General features: G+C 68.3%; 24 protein-coding genes. 15 read left to right on the top strand and 9 right to left on the bottom strand.

Going from position 1 to position 23,720, the window contains the following annotated elements; translation table 11 throughout:
- The first annotated feature begins 139 nt into the window (after positions 1 to 139).
- From ACFYY2_RS03965 to ACFYY2_RS03950, 4 genes are all read left to right on the top strand, one after another.
- Positions 140 to 1,474: an ABC transporter substrate-binding protein gene (locus ACFYY2_RS03965; RefSeq protein WP_388736641.1), complete on the top strand. Its 1,335-nt coding sequence runs from the start codon at positions 140 to 142 to the stop codon at positions 1,472 to 1,474.
- Between the two features lie 12 nt (positions 1,475 to 1,486).
- Positions 1,487 to 2,446 (top strand): carbohydrate ABC transporter permease, encoded by a 960-nt coding sequence (locus ACFYY2_RS03960; RefSeq protein ID WP_388736638.1) that lies wholly within the window; start codon positions 1,487 to 1,489, stop codon positions 2,444 to 2,446.
- A 50-nt stretch (positions 2,447 to 2,496) separates the two neighbouring features.
- On the top strand, positions 2,497 to 3,309 hold the full coding sequence (locus ACFYY2_RS03955; protein WP_388736634.1) for a carbohydrate ABC transporter permease: 813 nt from the start codon (positions 2,497 to 2,499) through the stop codon (positions 3,307 to 3,309).
- Positions 3,310 to 3,373: 64 nt separating this feature from the next.
- The gene (locus tag ACFYY2_RS03950) at positions 3,374 to 4,432 is read left to right on the top strand and encodes a LacI family DNA-binding transcriptional regulator (protein ID WP_388736632.1); all 1,059 of its coding nucleotides are present in this window, start codon (positions 3,374 to 3,376) and stop codon (positions 4,430 to 4,432) included.
- Between the two features lie 375 nt (positions 4,433 to 4,807).
- On the opposite strand, the gene ACFYY2_RS03945 is transcribed toward ACFYY2_RS03950, so the two are convergent.
- The 3 genes from ACFYY2_RS03945 to ACFYY2_RS03935 form a co-directional block, all read right to left on the bottom strand.
- On the bottom strand, positions 4,808 to 5,344 hold the full coding sequence (locus ACFYY2_RS03945; protein WP_388736631.1) for a hypothetical protein: 537 nt from the start codon (positions 5,342 to 5,344) through the stop codon (positions 4,808 to 4,810).
- The gene (locus ACFYY2_RS03940; protein WP_388736629.1) at positions 5,341 to 5,469 is read right to left on the bottom strand and encodes a hypothetical protein; all 129 of its coding nucleotides are present in this window, start codon (positions 5,467 to 5,469) and stop codon (positions 5,341 to 5,343) included. Before ACFYY2_RS03940 ends, ACFYY2_RS03945 begins: the two co-directional genes overlap by 4 nt.
- Before the next feature lie 484 nt (positions 5,470 to 5,953).
- The gene (locus ACFYY2_RS03935) at positions 5,954 to 6,850 is read right to left on the bottom strand and encodes an SDR family NAD(P)-dependent oxidoreductase (protein WP_388736831.1); all 897 of its coding nucleotides are present in this window, start codon (positions 6,848 to 6,850) and stop codon (positions 5,954 to 5,956) included.
- A gap of 92 nt (positions 6,851 to 6,942) precedes the next feature.
- Here ACFYY2_RS03935 and ACFYY2_RS03930 point away from each other — a divergent pair, with 92 nt between their 5' ends.
- Complete coding sequence (locus ACFYY2_RS03930; RefSeq protein WP_388736626.1) at positions 6,943 to 7,614, top strand: TetR family transcriptional regulator; 672 nt, start codon at positions 6,943 to 6,945, stop codon at positions 7,612 to 7,614.
- 269 nt (positions 7,615 to 7,883) lie between these two features.
- Here the strand turns inward: ACFYY2_RS03930 and ACFYY2_RS03925 are convergent, their stop codons facing one another.
- Entirely contained in the window at positions 7,884 to 8,678 is a 795-nt protein-coding gene (locus ACFYY2_RS03925; RefSeq protein WP_388736624.1) for a GntR family transcriptional regulator, read from the bottom strand.
- A gap of 252 nt (positions 8,679 to 8,930) precedes the next feature.
- Between ACFYY2_RS03925 and ACFYY2_RS03920 the strand changes: the two genes are divergently transcribed.
- The 3 genes from ACFYY2_RS03920 (at position 8,931) to add (ending at position 12,298) form a co-directional block, all read left to right on the top strand.
- Positions 8,931 to 10,241, top strand: coding sequence for an MFS transporter (locus tag ACFYY2_RS03920; RefSeq protein WP_388736621.1), 1,311 nt, complete (start codon positions 8,931 to 8,933; stop codon positions 10,239 to 10,241).
- A gap of 73 nt (positions 10,242 to 10,314) precedes the next feature.
- Positions 10,315 to 11,268, top strand: a complete 954-nt coding sequence (locus tag ACFYY2_RS03915) for a nucleoside hydrolase (RefSeq protein WP_388736618.1) — start codon at positions 10,315 to 10,317, stop codon at positions 11,266 to 11,268.
- A gap of 37 nt (positions 11,269 to 11,305) precedes the next feature.
- On the top strand, positions 11,306 to 12,298 hold the full coding sequence (gene add / locus ACFYY2_RS03910) for an adenosine deaminase (protein WP_388736616.1): 993 nt from the start codon (positions 11,306 to 11,308) through the stop codon (positions 12,296 to 12,298).
- 310 nt (positions 12,299 to 12,608) lie between these two features.
- On the opposite strand, the gene ACFYY2_RS03905 is transcribed toward add, so the two are convergent.
- Positions 12,609 to 13,907, bottom strand: a complete 1,299-nt coding sequence (locus ACFYY2_RS03905) for a hypothetical protein (protein WP_388736614.1) — start codon at positions 13,905 to 13,907, stop codon at positions 12,609 to 12,611.
- Positions 13,908 to 14,306: 399 nt separating this feature from the next.
- On the opposite strand from ACFYY2_RS03905, the gene ACFYY2_RS03900 reads away from it, so the two are divergent.
- Entirely contained in the window at positions 14,307 to 15,245 is a 939-nt protein-coding gene (locus ACFYY2_RS03900) for a helix-turn-helix domain-containing protein (protein WP_388736611.1), read from the top strand.
- 319 nt (positions 15,246 to 15,564) lie between these two features.
- Here ACFYY2_RS03900 and ACFYY2_RS03895 read toward each other — a convergent pair whose 3' ends face one another.
- Entirely contained in the window at positions 15,565 to 15,942 is a 378-nt protein-coding gene (locus ACFYY2_RS03895; protein WP_388736608.1) for a hypothetical protein, read from the bottom strand.
- A gap of 500 nt (positions 15,943 to 16,442) precedes the next feature.
- On the opposite strand from ACFYY2_RS03895, the gene ACFYY2_RS03890 reads away from it, so the two are divergent.
- Both ACFYY2_RS03890 and ACFYY2_RS03885 read left to right on the top strand, forming a co-directional pair.
- Complete coding sequence (locus ACFYY2_RS03890) at positions 16,443 to 16,814, top strand: hypothetical protein (RefSeq protein ID WP_388736606.1); 372 nt, start codon at positions 16,443 to 16,445, stop codon at positions 16,812 to 16,814.
- A 534-nt stretch (positions 16,815 to 17,348) separates the two neighbouring features.
- Positions 17,349 to 17,594, top strand: coding sequence for a hypothetical protein (locus ACFYY2_RS03885; protein WP_388736604.1), 246 nt, complete (start codon positions 17,349 to 17,351; stop codon positions 17,592 to 17,594).
- On the opposite strand, the gene ACFYY2_RS03880 is transcribed toward ACFYY2_RS03885, so the two are convergent.
- Positions 17,580 to 18,164 (bottom strand): DinB family protein, encoded by a 585-nt coding sequence (locus ACFYY2_RS03880; RefSeq protein ID WP_388736602.1) that lies wholly within the window; start codon positions 18,162 to 18,164, stop codon positions 17,580 to 17,582. The genes ACFYY2_RS03885 and ACFYY2_RS03880 overlap by 15 nt on opposite strands.
- A 466-nt stretch (positions 18,165 to 18,630) precedes the next feature.
- Here ACFYY2_RS03880 and ACFYY2_RS03875 point away from each other — a divergent pair, with 466 nt between their 5' ends.
- The 3 genes from ACFYY2_RS03875 (at position 18,631) to ACFYY2_RS03865 (ending at position 20,419) form a co-directional block, all read left to right on the top strand.
- On the top strand, positions 18,631 to 18,954 hold the full coding sequence (locus ACFYY2_RS03875; RefSeq protein ID WP_388736599.1) for a peptidase inhibitor family I36 protein: 324 nt from the start codon (positions 18,631 to 18,633) through the stop codon (positions 18,952 to 18,954).
- The gene (locus ACFYY2_RS03870) at positions 18,948 to 19,847 is read left to right on the top strand and encodes a hypothetical protein (protein WP_388736596.1); all 900 of its coding nucleotides are present in this window, start codon (positions 18,948 to 18,950) and stop codon (positions 19,845 to 19,847) included. Before ACFYY2_RS03875 ends, ACFYY2_RS03870 begins: the two co-directional genes overlap by 7 nt.
- A gap of 125 nt (positions 19,848 to 19,972) precedes the next feature.
- Positions 19,973 to 20,419, top strand: a complete 447-nt coding sequence (locus ACFYY2_RS03865) for a hypothetical protein (RefSeq protein ID WP_388736593.1) — start codon at positions 19,973 to 19,975, stop codon at positions 20,417 to 20,419.
- A 204-nt stretch (positions 20,420 to 20,623) separates the two neighbouring features.
- On the opposite strand, the gene ACFYY2_RS03860 is transcribed toward ACFYY2_RS03865, so the two are convergent.
- The gene (locus ACFYY2_RS03860; RefSeq protein WP_388736591.1) at positions 20,624 to 20,941 is read right to left on the bottom strand and encodes a hypothetical protein; all 318 of its coding nucleotides are present in this window, start codon (positions 20,939 to 20,941) and stop codon (positions 20,624 to 20,626) included.
- A 10-nt stretch (positions 20,942 to 20,951) separates the two neighbouring features.
- Here ACFYY2_RS03860 and ACFYY2_RS03855 point away from each other — a divergent pair, with 10 nt between their 5' ends.
- Complete coding sequence (locus ACFYY2_RS03855; protein ID WP_388736588.1) at positions 20,952 to 21,329, top strand: DUF4232 domain-containing protein; 378 nt, start codon at positions 20,952 to 20,954, stop codon at positions 21,327 to 21,329.
- A 323-nt stretch (positions 21,330 to 21,652) separates the two neighbouring features.
- Here ACFYY2_RS03855 and ACFYY2_RS03850 read toward each other — a convergent pair whose 3' ends face one another.
- The gene (locus ACFYY2_RS03850; protein WP_388736585.1) at positions 21,653 to 23,605 is read right to left on the bottom strand and encodes an APC family permease; all 1,953 of its coding nucleotides are present in this window, start codon (positions 23,603 to 23,605) and stop codon (positions 21,653 to 21,655) included.
- Positions 23,606 to 23,720 lie beyond the last annotated feature (115 nt).

Below are 23,720 nucleotides of genomic sequence, written 5' to 3'. Positions count from 1 at the left end.
GACGTGACGGTGCTCTGCAGGCAGTATGCAAATTCGTTTAGGAAGTTTGCAAGCGAATCTTGCAAGACGGTCGTAGATCGAGTCATGATGACGCTCGTCACAGCGAGAGCCGCATTTCGATCAAGGAGGATCGACAGCCATGACCGCAACGCCACGTCACCACCGGCGTGCCCGGGTCGGCGCCTTCACCGCCGCCGCCGCCCTCTGCACAGGACTACTGACAGGCTGCTCCATGTCCGACTCCGAAGCCTCCGGGCAGGAGTCGCTCACCGCCTGGGCCTGGGGAGCGCCCGCGGAAGGCATGAAGGCCACCGCCAAGGCGTTCGAAAAGACGCATCCCGGAGTCACCATCAAGGTCCAGGACGTCGGCAATCCCGCGATCTGGGACAAGATCACCTCCGGCATGGCCGCCGGCGGCTCGGGCCTGCCGGACGTCATGGACATCGGCGGCGACTACATGAGCAACTACCTCGAGACGTTCCCTGACGGCTTCGCGAACCTCAGCGACCTGGGGGCGGACTCGCTGGCCGGCGACTTCCCCGACGGGCTGTGGAAGGGCGGTCAGAACTCCGAGGGGCAGCAGTACGGAATGCCCTTCGAGGTGAACACCAACCTCCTGTACTTCCGCAAGGACCTCTTCCGGCAGGCCGGTGTGGACATCGACTCGATCCACACCTGGGACCAGATGCTGACCGCGGGGGTCAAGATAAAGAAGGCGACCGGAGCCGACCTCTTCGCGGTCGACAAGGCGGCCTCGCAGGCCGACTCGGCGAACTTCTTCGAGATGCTCGCCCGCCTCCAGGGCACCTTCTTCTTCGACGGCAAGGGAGAGATCGCGCTCTCCGACGAGGGGAACGTCAGCGCGCTCACCTTCCTCAAGAAGGCGAACGACAAGCACCTCGTCGTCGACATCCCGCAGAGCCAGGGCACCACGTCGCAGATGAAGGGGCAGGCTCCCGTCGCGATCATGCCCGGTGCCTCCTGGATGGTCGGCAGCTTCCAGGGCACGGCCCCCGAGATGAAGGGCAAGTGGGGCGTGCGGATGTCGCCCGCGATGAAGGAGGGCGGGTACACGGCGTCGTCCGCCGGCGGCACCTACCTCACCGTCGCGAAGGCCAGCAAGAAGCAGAAGCTCGCCTACGAGTACGTCAAGTACAGCATGGCGACCCTTGCCGGGCAGAAGGTCATCACGGAGGCCGACGGGCTCTTCCCGAGCTTCGAGCCGATGTGGGACACAGCCGGGTTCCGCAAGCCGGATCCCTACTTCGGCTCCGACACCAACCAGCTCGTCATCAAGGCGCTGAGCCAGAAGACGCCACCGGACTTCTACACCAAGGACTTCCCGAAGGCGCTCAAGGTCTACGACGACGCGCAGACCCAGGTCCTGGTCAAGGGAGCGGACCCGAAGACAGCCCTCGCCAAGGCCGCGAAGCTGCTGGCGCAGCAGACCGGCCGGAAGATCTCGACGGACTGACAGCGGGGAACCATGTCCAACACCGTGAAATCCAGTCCCCGGACACCGGTGCGCGAGGCCGTCCTCACCAGGCGGCCCGGCGCCGGGCCCGGCGTCCGGCCCTCCCGGCCGGCCCTGCGCGCACGGGCGACGCCGTTCGTGTTCCTGGCGCCCGTGATCGTGCTGTTCCTCGGCTTCAAGGTCTACCCGGTCCTGTACGCCCTCTGTCTGAGCTTCACGCAGAACGTGGGCGGGGTAACCTCGTTCGTCGGCGGCGCGAACTACGGGCGGCTGCTCGACGACCCGCTCTTCTGGACCGCTCTGCGCAACACCGTCGAGATCCTGGTGATCCAGGTCCCGTTGATGCTCGGCCTCGCGATCCTGCTCGCCGTCGCGCTGAACTCGAAGCTACTCAAGTGGCGCTCCTTCTTCCGCGTGGCCTACTTCGTCCCGATCGTCATGGGCCTCGTCGCATACGGAATCCTCTTCTCCGCACTGCTGAACTACCAGAACGGATTCATCAACTACCTGCTCACCTCGGTCGGGCTCCCCCGCATCCCGTGGCTGACGGACCCGTTCTGGGCCAAGGCGTCGATCATCATGGCGATGACCTGGCACTACACGGGCCAGAGCACGGTCATGTACCTCGCACAGCTGCAGTCGATCCCCGGTGAGCTCTACGAGGCCGCGCAGATGGACGGCGCGAGCCGGCGCCGTCAGTTCTGGCACGTCACGCTTCCAGGGCTCCGGCCGGCCATCCTGCTCACCGTGGTCCTGTCGACCATCGGGACGCTGCAGCTCTTCGACGAACCGTATGTGCTCACCGGTGGCGGTCCGGACAACGCCACACTCACCATCGGCATGTACCTCTACACCACCGCCTTCAAGAACTTCGACTTCGGATACGCGTCCGCGATCGGCTACGTCCTGGCCCTCATCGTCACCGCGGTCTCCGTCACCCAGATGCTCGTCCTGAGGAGGCGTGCCCAGTGACTGCCACTCAACTGCCGACGCGGCGCGGGCGCCGGGAGTCAGGATCGACGATGTCGCTCAGCGTCGTCCTCACCGCGACCGTCGCCATCGGCGCGGTGTTCATGCTCGCCCCGTTCGTCTGGCTCGTCGTAGCGACGACGCACTCGACGGACGAGATCTTCTCGTCGCCGCCGGCGCTGCTGCCCGGTGACCGGTTCTGGACCAATCTGACCGGACTGTTCACGTCGCTGCAGTTCGGCGACGCCCTGCGGAACTCCCTCGAGGTGTGCGCCGTTTACACCGCGCTCGGCATGGTGGTGTGCAGCACGGCGGGCTATGCCTTCGCGAAGTTCCGGTTCCGTGGCCGCGACGCCATGTTCACCGTGATCATCGCGTCGCTGGCCCTGCCCGGGCAGGTGACCCTCGTACCCCTGTTCAAGATGATGGTGGGACTCGGATGGCTCAACTCCTACCAGGGACTCATCCTGCCCAATCTGGCCCTGCCGTTCGGGATCTTCCTCATGCGCCAGGCCATGCAGTCCGTACCGGACGAGCTCATGCAGGCTGCCCGCGTGGACGGCGCGGGTGAGGCCCGTACGTTCTTCCAGATCGTCCTGCCCACGATGCGGCCTGCACTGGCGGCTCTCGCCATCTTCCTGTTCCTCGGGCAGTGGAACGACTTCGTCTATCCGCTCATCGTGCAACGCACGCCGGAGGCCTACACGCTGCCGGTGTCCCTCGCGACCCTGCACGGTGTGCAGTCGACGGACTACGGGCAACTGCTCACCGGAACCCTCATCTCGGTCCTGCCCGTACTCGTACTGTTCTTGTTCCTTCAGAGGTACTTCGTGGCCGGGCTTCTCGCCGGCTCCGTGAAACAGTGAGCACGTCGGAACGGCGCTCGCAACACGGACCATCACGCAACGGCAATCACCGGAGGGGCTTGGAATGACGGTAGGGAAAGAGGCCGAGGCGTCGAAGCGTCGCAAGGGGTCTCGTGCGCCTGTGCGCGGCACGACCCTCGCTCAGGTCGCACAGGCCGCGGACGTGAGCGAAGCCACCGTCAGCCGGGTCATCAACCGCAAGTACGGTGTCTCGCCCGCCACTCGGCAGGCGGTGGAGGAGGCGCTGAAGCAGGTCGGCTACGAGCGGCCCCTCGACAACCGGCTGGTCCTCATGCTCACCCCCAACCTGAAGAACCCGATCTTCGCGCAACAGGCCGAGCGTGTCGAGAACGAACTCAACCCGTACGGGCTCACGTCGATCATCTGTCCGGTGTATCCGGGCACGCCGCGTGAGCGGGACTACGTCGAGTCGCTTGTCGACGCCGGCGTCGCCGCGATCGTCTTCCTGTCCTCCAGCAACACCCTGCGGGACGAGGACCACCGGGTGGTGCAGTTCGTCGAGTCGAGGGGCATCCCCTACGTCAGCATCAACGGCGGGTTCCCCGAGTCCGACGCCCCCGTCGTCTCCACCGACGACTGGCGCGCCGCCGAGCTGGCCGTCGGGCACCTGCACGACCTCGGACACCGGAAAATCGGTCTCCTCGCCGGACCGACGGGCAACGTGCCGGCCGACCGGCGCGTCGAGGGGTTCCTGCGGGCGATGGAGCGGCGCGGACTCGACGACCCGGCGGGTCTGGTGGTCCGTCAGCACTTCAACGTCGAAGGCGGCCAGCAGGCAGCGTCCACGCTGCTCGCGCTGGGCGCGACCGGTCTCGTGGCATCGAGCGACGAGATGGCCTTCGGCGCGTTCCGCGCGGCGGAGCGGGTCGGGTTGCGTGTGCCGAAGGACGTCTCGGTCGTCGGCTACGACGACTCGCCGGTGCTCGACTTCATCGGCCCGCCGCTCACGACGGTACGGCAGCCGATCGAACGCATCGCGGAGAACATCGGACGCATCGTCACCTCGCTGATCGCCAACCGTGCGGTCGGCTCGGAGGAGATCCTCGTCGAGCCCGAACTCCGCCTCCGCGGATCCACATCTCCCGTCCGGACCGGTACCTGACCACCGGCCGGACGGAAGGCCGGGCGGCGGCCGGGCACGCCAGAGGCGTGACGGCCGCCGCAGCACCGGCGGACGGGGGTGACACGGACATGGAGCGGGGCGGGCACGCCGGGGCGCGGTTTCGGGGAGTGCCTCCGCAGCGAAAGGGCATCGGACCGGTCACCGCTCCCCCACTGGCCGGCGAGGACGCCTGGGGCGGGGCACAGGCGCCGGCCTCTTCGAGGAAGTCCGACTCCGTGCGTGACCAAGGCAGTCAGCCGGCGCCCGTCAGTCCGTGGTGGCGGATGCCCTCGCCCTGAATCCGGCCCGTGGCCGATCAGCCGGCGGTCCACTGGGGCCACCTCTTGGCGGCGGAGACGCGCTCCGTCAGAGGCTTCAGCGCCGCCTCGGCGCGGCCAGGTCGACGACGAGGTCGGGCAGGGAGCGCACCCCGGCACGCTCCGCCAAGGCAACGATCTCGGCCCGCACCTCACCCTGCGGGTCCCCCGCGTGCAGCGGTCTCACACCGGGCCGGCCGCGCCTCCGGCGTGGAATCAGGACATACAGCGCACCGGCCGCCAGCAGCACGGCACCGGTGCCCGCCAGTCCGTACCAGCGTGGAACCCCCTCCGCCTTCTCGAGGCAGGCCCGCAACGCGTCGTCCTGCGCCTGGTCCCGGAACAGTTCGTCGATCAGCTTGCCCCCGGGATCGTACCCGGCTGCGAACTGGCACACCGTCGCCACGTCTTCGTACGGCAAGGGGCGCAGGATGCTGCCCAGCATGGCGGCCGTGGCGACCACCGTCGCGACGGCCAGCACGAGGAACCGCAGGGTGGTACCCGCAGGTAAGGCGCCGGGGTCGGATTCCGCAGACGTGGAGGGGGCGGCCCCGAAGTCCGGGCGAGGCGTCGTGGTCTCCGTGCCCTCGCTCATGCCGCCGCCGGTCCGTCCTGTCCGGACTCCTCCGCTCCGGCGAGCGCCAGCCTCGCGACCACGGTGTCCGCCAGGACCTCTGCGTCCGGCTCGGGGAGCCCGCGTCGTACCGCTTCCGCGCGCACCGGCTGTGTACGGCCGTCAACTGGGCCCGGTCGAAGTCCGGGACCTCGGGCGGGGCGATCCTGCGGCGGCCCGGCGGACGCAGACGCGCCAGGACGCCGGTGGCACGGGACAGCAGTCGGCCCGTCGTGTCCGCCACGGCGGCCCTGCACGCCTCGTCGACCGCCAGCAGCACGACGGGCGTGACAAGCGTCGCCGCATCGGAGAGGCCGAACCCGAGAGGGTCACCGCCCCGTCCGTCGCTCGCCCGTCGCACCCGGCGCAGGACGAGCCCGTAGTCCAGACCCGCCAGATCATCGATCAGCGGGCCTTCCTCGGGGGCCCGTTGTGCCGCCACGTCCCGCACCACGTCCATCACGGTCGCACGCATGCGTCCCCTCCCCCGCCGTCCCGCGCGGTTCCGCCGACCACTCGCCCGACGCCCGCGACAGCCTTCCACTTCATCAGTACCGTCGGCAGGCTTTCCGGAAACGGCAGGGCGGGACGTCAGGGCAGGTCCACCGGATACGGCTCGTTGAAGTCCGCCGAGCGGCTGACCGCTTCCCAGGCACTCGCCTCGGCTGTCTGGCGGCGGGAGTGGTCCAAGGCCATGGTCGCCGCGTTCACACCGAGGGGGAGGTGGCCGGGGATCTCGTCGCGGTGGACGGTGCGGACGATGATCTCGGCGGCGCGCTGCGGGTCCCCGGCCGCACCGGCCGTGTCCTGCCGGACCCGGCGGTTCATCTCGCCGACCGTCGCGTCGTACGCCTGCGGAATGTCGTGCACCGTCATCGACGAGCCCGCCCAGTCGGTGGCGAAGCCGCTCGGTTCCACGACCATCACCCGCACACCGAAGGGCGCGACCTCCGTCGCCAGGACACGGCTGAAACCGTCGACCGCGAACTTGGCCGCCTGGTAGGAAGCGATGCCCGGCGAGCCGCCGACGCGCCCACCGATCGACGAGAACTGCACGACGGTGCCCGAACCCTGCCCGCGCAGGGTCGGCAACGCGGCCTTCGTCACGTTGTACACACCCCAGAAGTTGGTCTCGAACTGCGCGCGGAAGTCGGCGTCGTCCGAGGTCTCGATCGGCGAGACGTTCGCGTACCCCGCGTTGTTCACCAGCACGTCGATGCGCCCGAAGCGCTCGACCGCCGCGTCGACCGCACCGAGGGCCGCCTCCGGGTCCGTGACGTCCAGAGCAAGGGGGAGCACTCGGTCGCCGTACGCCCCGAACACCTCGGTGAGGACCTGCGGGCGACGGGCGGTGGCCACGACGAGGTCGCCCGCCTCCAGGGCGGCGGTGGCCAGGGCGCGGCCGAGACCGCGGGACGAACCGGTGATGAACCATACCCGCTGTTCTTCGCCGCCGCGACCCGGGACGGTTGCCGATTCGCTGCTCATACCAGTGGTTACGTTGTCACTCATACCCCTAGTGAAACACTGTTGCCTTAATAGCGCAACACGGTTGCGGTATTAACTTCTATGATGGCGGCATGACTGATCAGGCCGCCTTCCAGCGGGCCCGCAGCGTCCAGGCCAAGCGTGCGCGCGAGGACGCGATCCTCGGCGCGGCCCGCACCCTGGGAGGCCGGCGCGGCATCCGGGACGTCACCCTCACCGACATCGCGGCCGAGGTCGGCATGCACAAATCGGCGTTGCTGCGCTACTTCGAGACGCGGGAGCAGATCTTCCTCGACCTCACCGCCCAGGGGTGGCGGGAATGGTCCGCCGCACTGCGCGCGGGCCTCGCCGATTACGAGCAGGCCACACCCGCACTGGTCGCGGACGCCTTCGCCACCACACTGTCCGCGCGCCCGCTGTTCTGCGACCTGCTCGCACAGGCGCCCCTGAACCTGGAGCGCAACGTGTCCATCGAGGCAGTGCGCACCTTCAAGCTCGGCACACTCGAAGAGGTCGACCTGATAACCCGCGAGCTGTTCCGGCTGCTCGGCCTGGCCGAAGGGCAGGCGGTCGACACGATCGCCACCGCAACCGGCATGGCCGGGGCCCTGTGGCAGATGGCCACGCCCGGCCCGCGCCTGCGCGAGCTCTACACGAGCGACCCGCAGCTCGGTCACGCCGTCGTCGAACTGGAACCCCGCCTGCGCCGCCTGCTCACGGCCCTGCTCACCGGCCTGACCGACGAGGGCCGCGCGGGGCACTGAACGGCACGTGGGGAGGAGCAGTCAGTTCGGCATCGATCTCAACCACACCCCTCCACCCACTGCCGCTTTCTGACGGTCAGAACTGAAGACGTCCGTCTCGAAACAGGCGGGACCATCGGCGGCACGAAGACGCCACCCGGCGCCAGGCAGCGCTCGTCGCACCCGTCACCCGGCGATCGCGCAGCCGGCGGCTCTGCCGCCACGACGAAGCTCCCCCTCCGTGGTCGTCACCACGGGATCAGTGGGCACCGCCAAGGTCGCGGGACGGCTCAGGCTCCGGACTGGGGCGGCTGGAGGATGGACATGGGGTCGCCGGTGGAGGCGACCAGGTATTTCGCGAGATAGGCGGGCCTGCCCGACAGTTGCACGGTCTGAGTGAGAATGAGCAGCGGGTCGGTGGGCCGCAGGCCGAGGAGTTTGGCGCGAGTGGCCCCCGCGATGCCGGCCGTGATGGTGCATTCACCCGGGCCGAATACGGGGCCGAGGATCTCGATGAGGGCACCGAGCAGCGTGCTGGTGCTGCCGCGCAGTTCTTCGATACGCCCCGCGACCGTGGGCATGAGGTCGCGGAGGTCCGAGCCGGCCGGGATGTGTTCCTGCACGAGGGCCAGCGGTTCCCCGCCGCGGCTCAGGCGGGTCTCGAAAAACCAGGCGTTGCTGTCCTCGTCCATTTGCAGGCCCCGCACCACGAAGTCCGTGGTGCGCTGGAGAGTCGCCTCAATACGCTCACAGGTCACGGGCCGCCCAGGAGCGCCGAGAATCTCCTCGAAGGGGTGCAGGTGCTCCAGCCCCGGCCTGGGCAGAGCGTGGGTGACGAAGCGCCCCACACCGCGACGAGTACGGATGAGGCCGTCCTCCTCGAGCAGCATGAGCGCCTCCCGGATCACTGTGCGGCTGACACCGAGGCTGACGCCCAAATCGGCTTCCTTCGGCAGGGCCGACCCCAGAGGGAAGACCTCGTCGTGAATGCCCTGCGCGAGACGCGAGTAGACGGCCACGCGCAGAGGCTGCCCTACAGGCACGGTCAAGGGCTGGGCCAGGAAGGCACCGGCGTTGGCTGACACGGGTCTCCTCACTTGCTGTGCGGCAGTCGGTGAACAGCTTCATCCAATCAGAGATTCCATACCCTGGACGCATGTCCGACGGAGAGGTATAACATCTGACATCAGTCCGGAGAGTTACTCAACGTGACATCGAGGTCGGCCATGGACACGGAAAGTGCAAGCAGAGACACCTCCGCACCAGACGATCGTCGTCCTGAGACATCCGTCCGGGGAACCGGGACCGTCACTCTGGTCGCCACCCTGCTGTTGGGCGTGATCGCCTATCAGCTCAACGCCAGCATGGTCACGCCCGCCCTGCCGGACATGGCGCGTGAACTGCACGGCAGCGTGGACGACATATCCCGGGTGTCCTCACTCTTCTTCCTCGCAGGCGCGATCGCGGGCGTGGTGCTGAGCCGTCTCAGCGATTTCGTGGGGCGCAAGAAGCTGCTCCTCGCCGTACTCACGGTCACCGCCGTCGGGACCCTCCTGTGCGCGCTGGCTCCCAGCCTCCCGGTGATGCTGACGGGCAGAGCCCTGCAGGGCTCGTCGAGCGCCGCCTTCCAGCTCGCCTACGTCATCCTCAACGAGCGCCTCAACGCCAAGGTGTTCGGCACCGCGCTGGGTGTGATCACTGCCATCAACGGCGGCGTCGGCGGCCTCGACGGCTACCTGGGGGGCCTGCTCGCCGACCACCTGGGCTTCCGCTCGATCTTCGCGGCAGTCCTCCTGGTCGGGGTGCTGGCCATCGCTTGTGTCACCACGCTCATCCCCGACGACACCGGGCCCATCGCCGCAGGCCGCATGGACTGGTGGGGCTCGGCCGCCCTTTCCGTCGCCCTGGTCTGCGTGACCTACGGCGTCTCGAACGGTTCCAGTGACGGTTGGACGGACATCGCCACGCTCGGGTATCTCGCCGCGACCGTGATCATGTTCGTCGTCTTCGTCGCGGTCGAACGGCGCACACCCACACCCCTGATCGCGGTGGAACACCTGCGCTCGCGCCAGGTGTGGCCGGTCATCGCAACGACCGTGCTGGTGCTCTCCGGCGTGTTCGCCGTCATCAACTTCACCGTCGTCGTCATCAGTCAGAACGCGGGTACCGGGTACGGGCTCTCCGCCTCCCGTTCGGCGCTCCTGTATCTGACCCCGGCTGCGGTCATCGGTGTCCTCGCCGCCCCGCTGTCCGGCTGGCTTGCGACCAAGGCGGGCTGGATCCGTGTGCTGCGTGTCGGCCTCGTGCTGTCCACCGCAGCACTGGTCGTCATCGCTCTTGCCCCGCTGAGCCGCTGGACTGTCTTCGTCGCGGTCGCCGCACTCGGCGTCACCTACAACGGTCTTGTCCTGACCACTGTCAACGGCCTCGGCGTCCTCCAGTCCCCGAAGGAGGCCCCCGCCGCACTACCGGGCCTCAACGGTGCCGCTTTCGGAATCGGAGCCGGTCTGGGCATCGGCCTCGTCGCCCCGTTCGCCGCCCGCGGGTCCGTCAGCGGCTACAGCACCGCCTTGTGGATCTCGGTCGGCATCACGTTCCTGGCATTCGTCACCAGCCTCTGCATCGCGTCATGCGACGCCCAGGACTGACGGCCCCGCCAGCCGTTCGCCGGCCGCCCCGGCACGACCGCCCCCGTACACTCCCTCGACCAAGGACGTCCACGTGACCACCCAACCGCTCTACTACGACTGTGACACCGGCATCGACGACTCCGTCGCACTCGCCTACCTGCTGGCCTCCCCCGAGATCGACCTCGTCGGAGTCGGCACCGTCAGCGGCAACACCGACTCCGCGCAGGCCGCACGCAACACGCTCGCACTCATCCAGGTCGCCGGACGTGAGGACGTACCGGTAGCCGTGGGCGCCGCCCATCCGCAGGCGGGCACCTACGCAGGACCCGTGCCCCACATCCACGGCCACAACGGCGTCGGCGACATCACCTTGCCCGATGCCGCGCGGCAGCCCTTGAGCCGGTCGGCCGCGGACTTGATCGTGGATCTGGCCCGCGCGCACCCAGGGCGCCTCCGGCTCCTGACCACGGGCCCGCTCACGAACATCGCCGAAGCACTGCGCCGCGAACCCGCTCTACCGCGCTTGGTGAAGGACCTCACCGTCATGGGCGGCGCCGCCGGCCGGAGCGGCAACGTCTCTCCGGTCGCCGAAGCCAACATGGCCAACGACCCCGAGGCAGCTGCGGAAGTCCTCGCCGCCCCCTGGGACATCACCCTCGTCCCCCTCGACGTCACCCTCGCCCACACCTTCGACGAGAACGACCGACGCCGGCTGCTCGAGTCCGGACGCCCACTGTCCACGGCCCTGGGCAGCATGCTCGACATCTACTTCGAGTTCTACCTCTCGACCTACGGCCGCCGCTGCTGTGCCCTCCACGACCCGCTCGCAGCAGCGATCGCGGTCGGGGGTGTCACCACCCTCCTCGCCCCCGTCGTCGACGTTGTCGTCGACGCGACCCACGGTCCAGGCCGAGGCCAGACCATCTGCGATCTGCGCGGCCGCTACCTCGGCTTCCCGCCGCAGCCCGGCGCCCACTGCCGTGTCGTCCTGGAGGCCGGTCCCGGCAGCGCGTCCCACATCCTCGAACGTGTCCTCACGCTCTGACCCTCCACCACTGGAAACCCGAACACAGAGGCCGCACATGCTGATCAATCTGCACTCCCACCTCGAAGGACGCGTCCGCCCCGCCACCGCGGCCGAGATCGCCGCCCGCTGCGGCCTACCGGAGCCGCCTCAGGGCTGGGAGAAGGCCATCCGCCTGAACGGGCCGGCGGACCTGACCGCCTACCTCGCAAGAGTTTCCAGCACCTATCCCTTCTTCGGCAGCGGCGACGCCCTGGCCCGGATCACCCGCGAGGCCGTCGAGGACGCCGCGGCCGACGGCCAGGACTATCTCGAACTCCGCTTCGGCCCGGCCAGCCACACCCGCGACGGCTTCGGCCTCGACGATGTCATCGCAGCGGCCCTGGACGGGCTGCACGACGGCATACGTGCGACCGGCATGCCCGCGGACCTGGTCGTGGCCACGCTGCGCCTGCACAGCCCCGAGCTCAACGAGGAGGTCGCCCGCGCGGCCGTCAGAAGGGCCGGCGACGGTGTCGTCGGCCTGGACCTGGCGGGCGACGAACTCATACACCCCGACATCGCCCCCCACGCCGCAGCTTTCGCCATCGCCCGTGCCGGAGGTCTGGGTGTGACCTGCCACGCGGCGGAAGCCGGTCCGGGCAGCGCCGCGCAAGATGCCGCCCGCCTGCTGGGAGCCACCCGAATCGGCCACGGGGCACACATCGTGGACGACCCCGCCGTCACGCGGTGGGTCGCCGAGCAGGGCCTGGTCGTCGAGATCTGCCCCACGTCCAACTGGTACACAGGCGCGATCAGCGCTGTCGGCCGGCATCCGGCCCGGCGCTTCATCGACGCGGGCATTCCACTCGTGCTCGGGGACGACAACCCGGAACAGACCGGCTCTCCTCTCAGCGCCGAAGCCGAACTGCTCACGGGCCCCCTCCGCTTCACCACCCATGAACGCGCCGCCCTCGACGCCACCAGCCTCGCGGCCGCCTTCATGGACGACTCCGTACGTCGCGACCTGCTCGCCCGGCTGCGCGGCGGCGAGCCCCAGCCCAGCATCTGAATCCACCGACAGCCGCCCGCGTCACGCCCCTCGGCAACGCGAGCCCTGTCTCCCCCGCCGTCGGAATCTGAGTCCGACGGCGACACGAGGCCTGTCCCGCCTGCAGAGCGGACCACCAGGACCTTCGAACCGCAAGGCTCCGGTCGTGGCGGTGAGCCACGGTCGGTCGTGGCGGTGGAGCCGACCATGGTGCGGAGTGCCACTCAGACCGCAGCGGATCACCGCGGCATTCGGCGTTGGCCACTTCTGCCCGGCTCCCCGGGACGGGTTCGGAGCATCCGCTCGGGCGGGCGCCCCGAACCCGGTTTGGTCAGTTGACCGTCAGGGCGGCCTTGTTGTTCGTGAGGTCGGGGTCGAAGTCGAAGGGGAAAGCGCCGAATTCGCCGTACGCGGGGTGGATGCTCACGGCACCACTCGCCCCAGGCACCACAGTGTCGATGCGCACGGAAAAGGTGAACGTGCGCCGGGTGTCCTCCAGGACCCAGTACCGAAGTTCGCAGTCGTAGCGCGGGGCACCCGTCTGATTCGGATAGTAGCCACCGCCCAGGGTGCGCGGATAGCAACCGGAAGGCACTCCGGTGACCTTGCTGCCCTCGGGGACGATCAGCCGGACCTCGGCGACGGGATCGCCCGAACCGAGATTGCCGAGCCAGGCCGGCCCGTTGTTCTTGAACGTCAGCTCAGCCGTGGCCGTCTCCCCCGCTGCGCCTGAAATGGCGCCGCCGGTCACGGAGAAGTCCGCGGTGCTCTTCGCACGGACCTGGAGGACCGCGTAGTCGTTCTGGGAATCGATGTCCTGGGCACCGTCGCCCGGTTCGACGTCGATGTCGAGCCGCTCGCTCAGCGCGTGTGGGGCCAGACGTACCGTCAGTGGCTCGGGCAGCTCGAAGGAGTCGCCCGGGGCCAGCACCTCGTCGAACGTGCAGACTGCATGGTTCGACGGTGCGTACTCATCGCCGTCCGTCGTGGTGTAGGTGCAGTCTTCGTACCGGGTCAGATCTGTCAGGCCGTACGAGGCGATCAGCGTGACCGCGACTCCATGCGCGCTCTCGTTGCCGTTGTTGGTCACCGTGAAGGGGACTGTCCGCTCGTCGCCCGGCAGGCCGTCCTCGATGCCGGCGGCGGGGGCGATGGCCAGGTCGGGCCCTGTACCGACGGTGAGCGTGGTGTCGAAGCTCCTGTGCGGCGCGGTGAGAGTTCCGCCGGGGCCGCCGGTGGCCGTGGCCTCGTAGGTGATCCTGCCCTGGGCGCCCACTTCTGCGCCGTCGGCCGCGCGTACCGTCAAGAACACCTGGTCCTCGTAGTCGCGCCCGATCGTGGGCACCACGGGAATGTCGCACACGGCGACCGAACCGCTCGGCTTGCAGATGTCGGGCCAGGTGACTTCGGCGACTCCGACAAGGCCTGAGACGTCGACGACGAGCCTGCCGTCGGTCACGGTGAAGTTGTCATTGTCGTGGTAGATCCCGACGCCGAGCGTGCGCGACTGCGGCTGACCGCCGGAGGCGCCGATCGGCAGAGTCTGCTCGTACGGCTCGTTGATCCACAACTGGTCGGTCTGCGCTGGGTCGGCGGCGGCGAACGCGGGTGTGGCAAGGCTGGCGATCAACAGGCCGGCAACCGCTGCCACCGCAACGCGGGATCTGAAACGTAACGGGTGCCCAGCAGAGAACAGTGTCATTTCTACCCCCAAGTGTGTACCGCGGCTGACGCACCAACAGTCCTGGCGCGCCGGAAGGATGATCACATGGCATTGAGCCCGCCGCGCCCTGATTTTCGGCCCTGCTGCGCACCGTCGCTGGGTGTCTGGTCGTGGAGTACCCGCGCTTCGGCGGCGCATATCGCCAGCAGGCCGGCAGGTGTCTTCAACGGCGGTATGTGTCGAGGTGTCGGGTTGGTCTATGGCGGTGCGCTGAGTTTCTGGGGCTTGCCCCCTGGGACCTGGTGTTGCGTTTCATGTCGGGGGCGCCACAAGATGATGTCCATGGAGAATCGGGATGGGCCGGCCTTGAACGAGATCCTCGATCCTGCCGACTTCATCGAATCGATGCGACGCATGAAGCGGCAGTCCGGTTTGACCTACCGTGACTTGGAAGAGCGGGCTTCTCAACTGGGTGACGTGTTGCCCCGCAGCACCCTTGCCGACGTACTGCGGCGAACGACCCTTCCTCCCCCTGGTCTGCTGTCCGCTTTCGTCCGCGCCTGTGGACAGGGCCAGGACACGGCTGACTGGCTTACAGCCCGAAATCGAATAGCGGCGCGGCCTGATTCCGATCCGCAACCGGGACCCCGACCTGGACTGGTACAGACGACAGCGGTGATCCCTGAGCCGGGAACCGGAGTCGGCGGAGGAAGCGCGGGGGCGCGGGTACACCGCAACAGGCTCTCCACCCTTGTCTGCGGAGGGGTGGTGGGTGTCCTGCTCGTGGGTGGGCTGATCTGGTGGCTGCTGGACAGGTCCGGCACTCCCATTCCACCCTCCGCAGCTTCCGGATACGCGGCCGGAGGCTGGGTGACCATCAGCTCTGCCGCCATGCCTGATCTCTGCGTGACCGACGGGCGCGACCGCACCGGCGGTTACGCCAGCGCCGTCGCAGTCGCGCTGCCCTGCGCCGACGCCGGAGTACCACGCACCTACTTGGAGCCCGTAGGAGAAGGCTTGTTCCGCATCCAGTGGCATCACCCCGTTGAAGGCAAGGGATGCCTGACGGTCATGAGCAGCGGCACGGGGAAGGGCATGATCGAACCTCGTGAGGACTGTGCCCAGGGCACTCTGTTCCGCCTGCAGCCCACCAGTACCGCCGGGCGTGAAAGTGTCCGGCTCCGCTCCGCGACGAGCCCCCTCTGCGTCGGCTTTGCCGGCAACGGCACCACTGAGGGTGCGGAGGCCAGGGAAGAACACTGCACGAACTCCTCGGACCAACAGTTCCTCGTCCGGGCGAACTGAGCCGACGGGACAGCATCCTGACTGTCGCACCCCCCACGAGACAGGCCTACCCGGCCATGAAGGGGCTGGGCTCATCCTCGTGGACTCCGTACCCACTGCCACATCATCTGACCGGGAATACTCCTGCCTCGGTCCGATCCAGGAGTGGGACAACCAGAACATCATCGGGGCCGTCCACGGCAGCCTCCCCGGCCGGCGAGGTCGGGGTTCCGCCCGTGAGCGCGGTGCACGCCGGTGCCCCGGAGGGCACCGGCCCGGTCGTCACCGGCGTTGGGTCGACTGGCTTCGGATCAAGGGTCGCGGATCAGCAGGTCTCGGATCAGGGCCCGCCCCAGATCTTGTGCCAGCCGGCGCACGTCTCGGTCACGCCCCCCTCGGTCCTGCACTCCATCACCTCGACCCACGAGGTGGTGGAGTCGAAGTTCCAGGTCCGCTGGTCCTCCGCCATGTAGGTGGCGACGCTCAGGTTCTCGGTACGGCTTCCTCCCCAGCCCTCCTGATAGGTGGCGCGGACGAAAACTCGCGCACCCTTGCTGTCCTTCGCCGAGTCCCGGAGGTTGGTGGTGACGTAGATGCGGCTGCTGGCGGACGCCTGCGACACCGTGCCCCACGCGTGAGCACCGGCGATGTCGGCCTGTGTGTACTGAGCGTTCCAGCCTACCGAGGCGGCGTTGGCCGTTCCGGTGGTGAATCCCATGGCAAGCGCGGCTCCGGCGGTAATCGTGCCCGCGGAGCGTAGGAGGACGCGCAACCGGTTCATTTCTTCTCCCATGAAGCGACAGAGGCGATCCCCGTGCCGGTCGGACGGGGCGGGCGGACCCATACGAGCCGAAGATCCGCCGACCACAAGGTCCCCGAGCCGCCACCTGTCTGCCAAGGGGAAGCGGATGTCCCGGACAGTCGGGGCTTGTCCGACCTGGTCAATGCCCTGTCCGGGACAGGCTGCGCGGACACCGCCGGGATTCCGTGGACGTTCGGCAGAGACACCGGCGCATAGAGCTTCGACGGTCGGTTCGGCACCACGACCGGCGTCCTACCTCACGAACATCAAGTCACGTGAGACAGCCCCTAACGACGTCGTGCGCGATTGAGGTCCTGCGTTCGTGGCGGAGGATGGGCCCTATGCATCCTCTTTTCGATCACCCCGAAGTCCGTCGGGTATCGCTAGGCGAGTACCCCTTGTGGGACGAGGCTCTCGTGGTCCTCAACCAGGACTTGGCCGTGACACATCCTGAGCAGGGAGCTCTGCAACTGCTGGCCCAGCCTTCCTACGCGGCGGGCGAGCCGGAGTATGTCTACGTCGCCTTGGCCAACGGCGAGTGGCACGGTAGTCATCTGTACCCAAAGACGGCGGAAGACTCTGCTCATGCCTTGGCGATCGTCGCGGACGCCGCGCAGGAAACCGTCGCTGAGCGTCTGTGGCAGGCGTGGCCCCTGTGTGTCGAACACAACCTGGGCATGCATACGCGCGATGTGGAGGGGCTGCTCTCCTGGTGGTGCGCCGGGGGGCGGCCGGAGGGCGGGCCGGGCCACATCTGTACGGCCGTGGGGGCACTCGACGCCTTCTGAGCGCCATGACGTGAAGGGGGGCTGTCGGGTTGGATGTTGATGTGTCGCAATACTTTAGTCGCACGGCCTTGTCCCATCCCGTCTTCACCGGCCTTCACCTCCGTCGACTCGGCGCGATGGAAAGCGAGTTGGCTCATGCGTGGATGGCCTCTGAGGAGGGCCGACTTCACTACCGCAGGGGTCGCGGCCGTCTGCGGCAGCCGGGGCCGGCCGAACCATCAGTTGGTGTTCACCGACCGGATCATCGTCACCCTGGCCGTTCTGCGGTTACAGCTTCCTCATGCAGCTCTGGCTGCGCTCTACAGCGTGTACCGCTCCACGATCACCCGCGCCCGTCCATGAGATCCGTCCGCTGTTGGCCGCCCGGAGCTTCGCTGTGCCAGGACGCCTCGACCTGCGGCTTCGCACCTTGGAGGAGGTTTTCGCCTACGCGGCGGCCGAAGGCGTGGAACTGAGGTTGGACGGCATCGATGTGCGGGGGTGCGCCGCCCCGGGGCGAACAGGCCAGGGCGGCGCGCGTTCGCCCCGGGGAGGATGCGGCTGAACACCAGGAAGGCCACCGTCGTCACCAACGAGCAGGGCCGCACCCTTTGGGCGGGCGCGTTCCGGCCCGGCCGCATGCGCGACCAGACGGCTGTGAAGACCGCGGGCATCCGGGACTTGTTCGAGCGATACCCCGCGGTCAAGGCTGAAGTCGATGCCGGCTACCGGGGACTGGCCAAGCAGTTTTCCGACCGCGCCCCGGCCGCAATCGCGCACAACGTCCTAAGCCTTGATTGACGCCGCCGACCGGGCGGCCTGCTCGATCTGCGCGCAGTAGGCGGCACGGGCTTCCTCGTCTATCGGCTTCTCGTGTTCGGGGCGCAACCCGGTCCGGCCGTCGAGGCCCTCGCGCAGGATGTCCGCGTGCCCGGCATGCCGAATGGACTCGCCGAGGACATGGACCATGACGGCGAACAGGTTGGTGTCGGCATACGGCTCCGTCCACCACGGCACGTGGCCGGGGGCGTCGAGGGGAAGCTCGTTGATCGTCGCGTCCGAGTGTTCCCACGTGCGCCGGTAGAACCCGATGATCTGATCGCGGGTCTCGTCCGCGGTCGCCCACAGATCGCTGCCGCTGGAGTCCTGCCACCGGGGCAGCGGTTCCGGGGAAGGGCGGTCGAAGACCTCGCCGAAGTACCTGGCCTCGATGCCGGCCACATGTTTGACCAGGCCGAGGAGGCTGGTCCCGGTCGCTGTCAGGGGCCGGCGGGCGTCGTATTCGGACACCCCGTCGAGTTTCCAGAGCAGTGCCTCGCGGTCTCGCCTCAGTCGCCCGTGCAGGTTCTCTTTCGCGAATTCATCGATCATGCGGCATGAGCCTGCCATGGGCTGCGTATGACCTCAAGATCCCGCATGCGGTCCGCGACGACGGGGAGGCCGAGGGCCTGGCCGCGGTCGGCCTCCCGACCGTCCACGTGGACGACGACGGCGTCTCCCGGGCGCCCCGGACTCGGCCACACCGCTTGTCGAACAATGGCTCGTTTCTCGAAAAAATGATGACTGACTTTGTCGTACATGAGGCTCGATGTTTACTGACAACCTTGGCGGTCGGCCCTCCAGGTGCAACAGATCTCACACGGCCGCTGCGTCGGCCTGCGGGAACATGGTCAACTGCACACGCGTGGGGGGAAGACCTACTGAGGCACCGCGCAGAACAGTTCGCGACAACCTTGATCGCCGTTCCATTCCCTCAGTGGCCGATTCGTAGCGGCCACCAACCGGAGGACAGAGGATGAAACGAATACTTCCAAGAGCCGGTGTCGTCCTTGGCGCTGTGGCCTTGGCAGCCACCGCACTGGTGACGGCCACTCCTGCCAACGCGGCGTACTCCGACTGTCCGGCCGGGGCACTCTGCGCGTATCTGGGCACAGACGGCGCGGGTGATCCCGGGACAGTTTACGGCGACAACACCAACCTGCTGCAGTACAACAAGTTCAACAACGCCGAGTCCCTGTACAACAACGGCAACAACTGCGACGTACGCGTCTACTCCGGTCTGAACTACACGGGTTCGGTCGCCACGGCCTACCGGGGCTGGACCTACTCCCCGCTGTACAGCCCGTGGAAGGACAACGTCGCATCCAACCGCTGGTGCTGAGCCGATACCGCAGGCGGCTCCCCTACCTGGCGCTGATCACCGCGCTGACCGCGGCCGGTTGCTCCTCATCCGAGGAGCCCGGCCGCGAGACCGCGGCCCTCGACGTCCGTCCGCTTTCGGGAGCCACCGCGCTCAGCCACGCCGACTCCACACGCCTGCACGACCAGGAGGAGCGTGCCGTCACCGCCTGCATGTCTGCCCGCGGACAGGAATACGCAGCACAGCCCGCGATCGCCTCTGCCCGAGCGACGGAGACGAACCCGTACGGACTTCTCACCCCGCAGCGGGCGGCCGCAGACGGATACGGGATCGTCGGCGAACACCTCCACCTGCGGTCCACACCACGGCCTGCCGATGAGCCACGTTCGAAGGCCTGGCAGCACGCTCTGACCGGAACCGCGGAGCACCAGGTCACGGTGGAGCTTCCAGGTGGGACCAACCTCCAGTACTCCACGGACGGCTGCATCACCCAAGCTCACGCGAAGGTCTACGGGCCGCACTGGAATACCGTCGAGCCATTGACCATGAAACTGGCTCAAACGGTACTCGCCACCGTAGAGGAGTCGCCGGTCTACCGCGCAGCGATCCGTGACTGGGCCACCTGCATGAAGAAGTCGGGGAATTCCGCAGCGAACCTCCAAGCCGCCCGCGCGCCGCTCAACGCCCGACTCGAGGCCGCTGCGGAGGACGAAAAGCTCCTGCGGAAGCTGGGCCGTGAGGAGATCGCGACCGCGAAAGCCGACGCTCAGTGCCAGGAGGACACCGGGCTGGCCAAGACAATCGCGGACATCCAACGGAAGGTCGAGCGGAAGCTCCTGACCACGGAGGATCGGGAGGCGATCGCACAATATCGGCAGGCTCAGGAATCGGCGCTCAACGACGCGGCGGAGTAGCCGCCGCGGAAACCGATGGGTGGGCCGGCCGATGCTGGAACGCCACGTGCGGCAGGGACGGACCGGGCTGACGTCGTGCCGTCCACGGCTTGTGGCGCAGTGTCGCTCGTTGGGACCATCGCCACATGTTCGAGATACTCCCCGAGGCCGGTCTCCGGCTCCCCGGCCGGGCCGGCACCCTCCGCTTCGGCATGGACGAGCGCACCGCTCAGTGGGCCGTCGCGACCGTCGCGGACGTTCGCGAGGGTTGGGTCTGCGGCGCTCGCTGGGCATTCAGCGCGCAGTACCGGGGGCTCACGCTCGACGTGTACGGCGACGCCACGGACCGCTCCGGCCGGCACGAGGAAAGCCCTGGCCTGGCCGGCATCGGTCTCACCCGCGCCCCCTTCACACTCACGGGGCCGTCCGCATGCCCAGTCGTCCTGCGCGGCATCAACCTCTTCGGCTACCCGACCGCCGAGGTTTCGGATGCCCTCGGTGGCGGCCTGCCCGCGACTCTCCGGCTCAGCGGCGACGGTCTCTACCTCACCGCCGTGTCGGTCCACGCGGAACCCGTACCTGTCGAGAGTTGATCACGACGGCAAGCGTGACGGACGGGCCCGGGCACACCGTCGACGTCCTCGCGCGCCGCCTGTTCACAGGCGAAAGGCCGGGTGCGTGCCGCAGGTCCCGCGCACGTGCCTCGTACAACGCACACGACACACACGACACACGGGTGTGGGCACTGGATGAGTGATTCAAGCGGTGCCGAATGGGAAGCTGCGCCTTATGCCAGATCACGCACGCCGCTCCGCGCCCTCGTCCCTCCGCAGCCCGCGCTCCCTCTCCCTCTCCGCGAAGAAGCACAGAGCCGCGCGGACCATGGTCGCTTGCGCCGCGGTCGCCTTGTTGACCACTGCCGTAGCAGGCTGCTCGGACGACGGCGACGGCGGGGCTTCCCCCGCCTCCAGTGCCCCCGCTTCGCCCTCGGTGACCGAGAGCCCCGTCTCTTCGCCACCCGCCACGCCGACCGCCACCACGGCGTCTCCCGCCGAGTCGAGCCCGGCGTCCACGCGGTCACCGAGCGGCGGGGTGGCGGCAGCCGGCCGTTGCACCGCCGACGACTTGAAGCCGCGGCTGGGCCCCGCCGACGCGGGGGCGGGCAACATCCGCTTCGACCTCCAGCTCATCAACGAGGGCAAGGCCTCCTGCACGCTGCAGGGCTTCCCGGGCGTCTCACTCCTCCGGGGCGACGGCAGCACGATCGGCGTGCCCGCCACTCGCGAGGGAGGCCAGGGCACTGCGGTGAAACTGGCACCCGGCGAAAGCGCGCACGCCACACTGCGCACCGTCAACAAGGACGTCGAGGGCCCGGACTGCTGGTCGGCTCCCACGTTGCTGAAGGTGTACCCGCCGGGACTCAAGGACGCCCTCACCCTTCGTTCGTCCACACCGGTCGTCTGCGGTGACACGTTCACCGTCACGGCGCTCCGCTCCCAGTAGTCCGTCCGTGTGACACCCGTCGGCCCGGACCGACGGGTGTCACGCACCTCTCCGGCCATCGGGGTTCTGTCGGGCCAGGGTCTGTCCTCGAAGTGATCTGGTGTTGTGGATCACGGTGGGGTTTGCGCGGCCACGAACTGTCCGATGCTGAACGGGACCTGATACACCCGTTGCTACCGCGGCCCGCGATGGGGCGGCCACGCCTGGAAAACGGCATGGCTTCGAACGGGATCGTGGCCAACCGGCACATCTCGCAGTGCCGAGCCGGCCGACGAGCGCGGATGCGGGTGAACAGCTCTCGGGAGGACCCGCGCGGCCCCGCCTCAGTCCATGTCGGGCCAGCGATCCGCCTCCAGGGCTCGCATGGCGTGCGATGCGTTGAACGGCAGGATCGTGACCGCAACATGCGGCAGTTGCTCGAGCGTCTTCGCCATCTGCTCGCCGGTGCCCCGGTGGAGCAGTTTGCCGAGGGCGCTGGCGTACATCCGACGGGGCACGAGCACCGTCAGGGAGGTGTTCCCGTCCTGTGTCGTCCGGACCGCCAGTTCCCGCATCGCGTGACGCAGTCGGCGGTCGGGGCAGGCCACCAGGTCCAGGTCGACCGATGTCGCGGACGTCGACGCCCAGAGGGCGCACAGTCGGCGTGCGTGTGCCTCGTCGATGGCGAAGTGCACTGCCCGGACGGTGTCGGGCCGCAGCTCGTGGGCGTACCGCAAGGCTTTCAGCGTGGCCAGGTCCAGCGTCTCGACAAGGACGAACACCTGGTGGCGACGCGTACGCGGTCGGTCCGCGCCCGTGGGCAGCCGTTCCAGGGCTGCGGCCTCTCTCCGGTACTCGCGGTTGATCCGGATCAGCACCCAGACCCCGAGCGGGAAGATCACGACGACCAGCCAGGCGCCTTCGGTGAACTTCGTGACCGCGAAAATCAGCACGACGGCGGCGGAGACGATCGCCGCGAGCGCGTTGACCGCGATCTTCACCCGGCGCAGGGGCTCACGCCTGCGCAGGTGGTATGCGGTGAGGCCGGCGCCTGCCATGGTGAAGGCGGTGAACACGCCGATCGCGTAGAGGGCCACGAGTTTGTCCACGTTGGCTTCCGTGGCGAGCAGGATGGCGAGTGAGAGAACGCAGAGGGCGACGATGCCGTTGGAGAAGGCCAGCCGGTGCCCGCGCCGGGTGAGCACCCGGGGCAGGAACCGGTCCTGTGCGACGAAGCTGGCCAGGAACGGAAACCCGGTGAAGGGTGTGTTGGCACCGGTGTAGAGGACAAGTGCGGTGGCCAGCTGGACGAAGACCAGCCCGATCGTCCCCGCGGTTCCGTCACCGAACGCGAGCTTCGCTTCCTGCGCGATGACGGTCGGGGTCCCGTCCGTGTACGGGACGGCGTGGGTGAAGTGGGCGAGGGTGGACACGCCCAGGACCAGGACGGCGAGCACGCAGCTCATGGTGATGAGGGTGTGCCGGGCGTTTCGGCCCTGCGGTTCGCGGAAGGCGGAGATGCCGTTGGAGATCGCTTCGAGCCCGGTGAGCGACGAGCCGCCGTTCGCGAAGGAACGCAGCACGATGAACAGCGACGCACCGTAGAGCCAGCCGTCGCTGGGAGCCCCGAGCGGGACGACACCAGGAGCGTCCAGATCGGCGCGCGGCAGCTCGCTCGTCAGCCCGCGCACCGCCGCGACGAGGAAGACCAGGCCCATCGCGGTGATGAAAAGGTAGGCGGGAAGCGCGAACATCCGGCCGGCCTCGCGGACACCACGGAGATTCCCGTACCCCAGCAGTACGATCACCAGTACGGAGACCGGCAGCTGAAGATGGTCCAGCCCCGTCCAGTCGTCGCCGACCAGGTGGGCCAGCGAGATCAGCGCGTTCGTGCCGGCGGATACCTGGACGGCGACGGTGACGACGTAGTCGACCAACAGCGCCACCGCGGCCACCTGCGCGACGCGGGGCCCGAAGTTCTCCCGGGCCACCACGTAGGAACCGCCGGCCCGGGTGTAGATGGTGACGACGTCGCTGTAGCAGAGTGTCAGGAGCAGCAACACCAGCAGGATCGCACCCGTCACCGGCACGACCAGTGTGAAGGCGGCCGCTCCGACCACCGGCACGAGGACCCGGAGCATCTCCTCGGAGCCGTAGGCCGAAGAACTGATGCAGTCGGAGGCGAGCACACCGAGCGCCGTCCGGTTGCTCAGTTTCTCCTCACTGACACGTTCCGTGGTGAGCGGCTTGCCGAGGAGCCGCCGCTTGACGCGGTACATCGGCCGATCAAGGGTCATGCGACCATCAGAACGGGCGGCTGGTCAACGACTGTGCAGGCACCACCGGCAGACACCCACAGATACTCGACAGGCCCCTGTCTTCTTACAGTGCCACTCGGCACCACGTCGGCGC

Origin of the sequence: Streptomyces sp. NPDC001822, from assembly GCF_042892135.1 — a bacterium.
Lineage (GTDB): Bacteria > Actinomycetota > Actinomycetes > Streptomycetales > Streptomycetaceae > Streptomyces.
The sequence above is the reverse complement of the archived record's forward strand: the minus strand, read 5'-3'. Positions and strand labels throughout refer to the sequence as shown.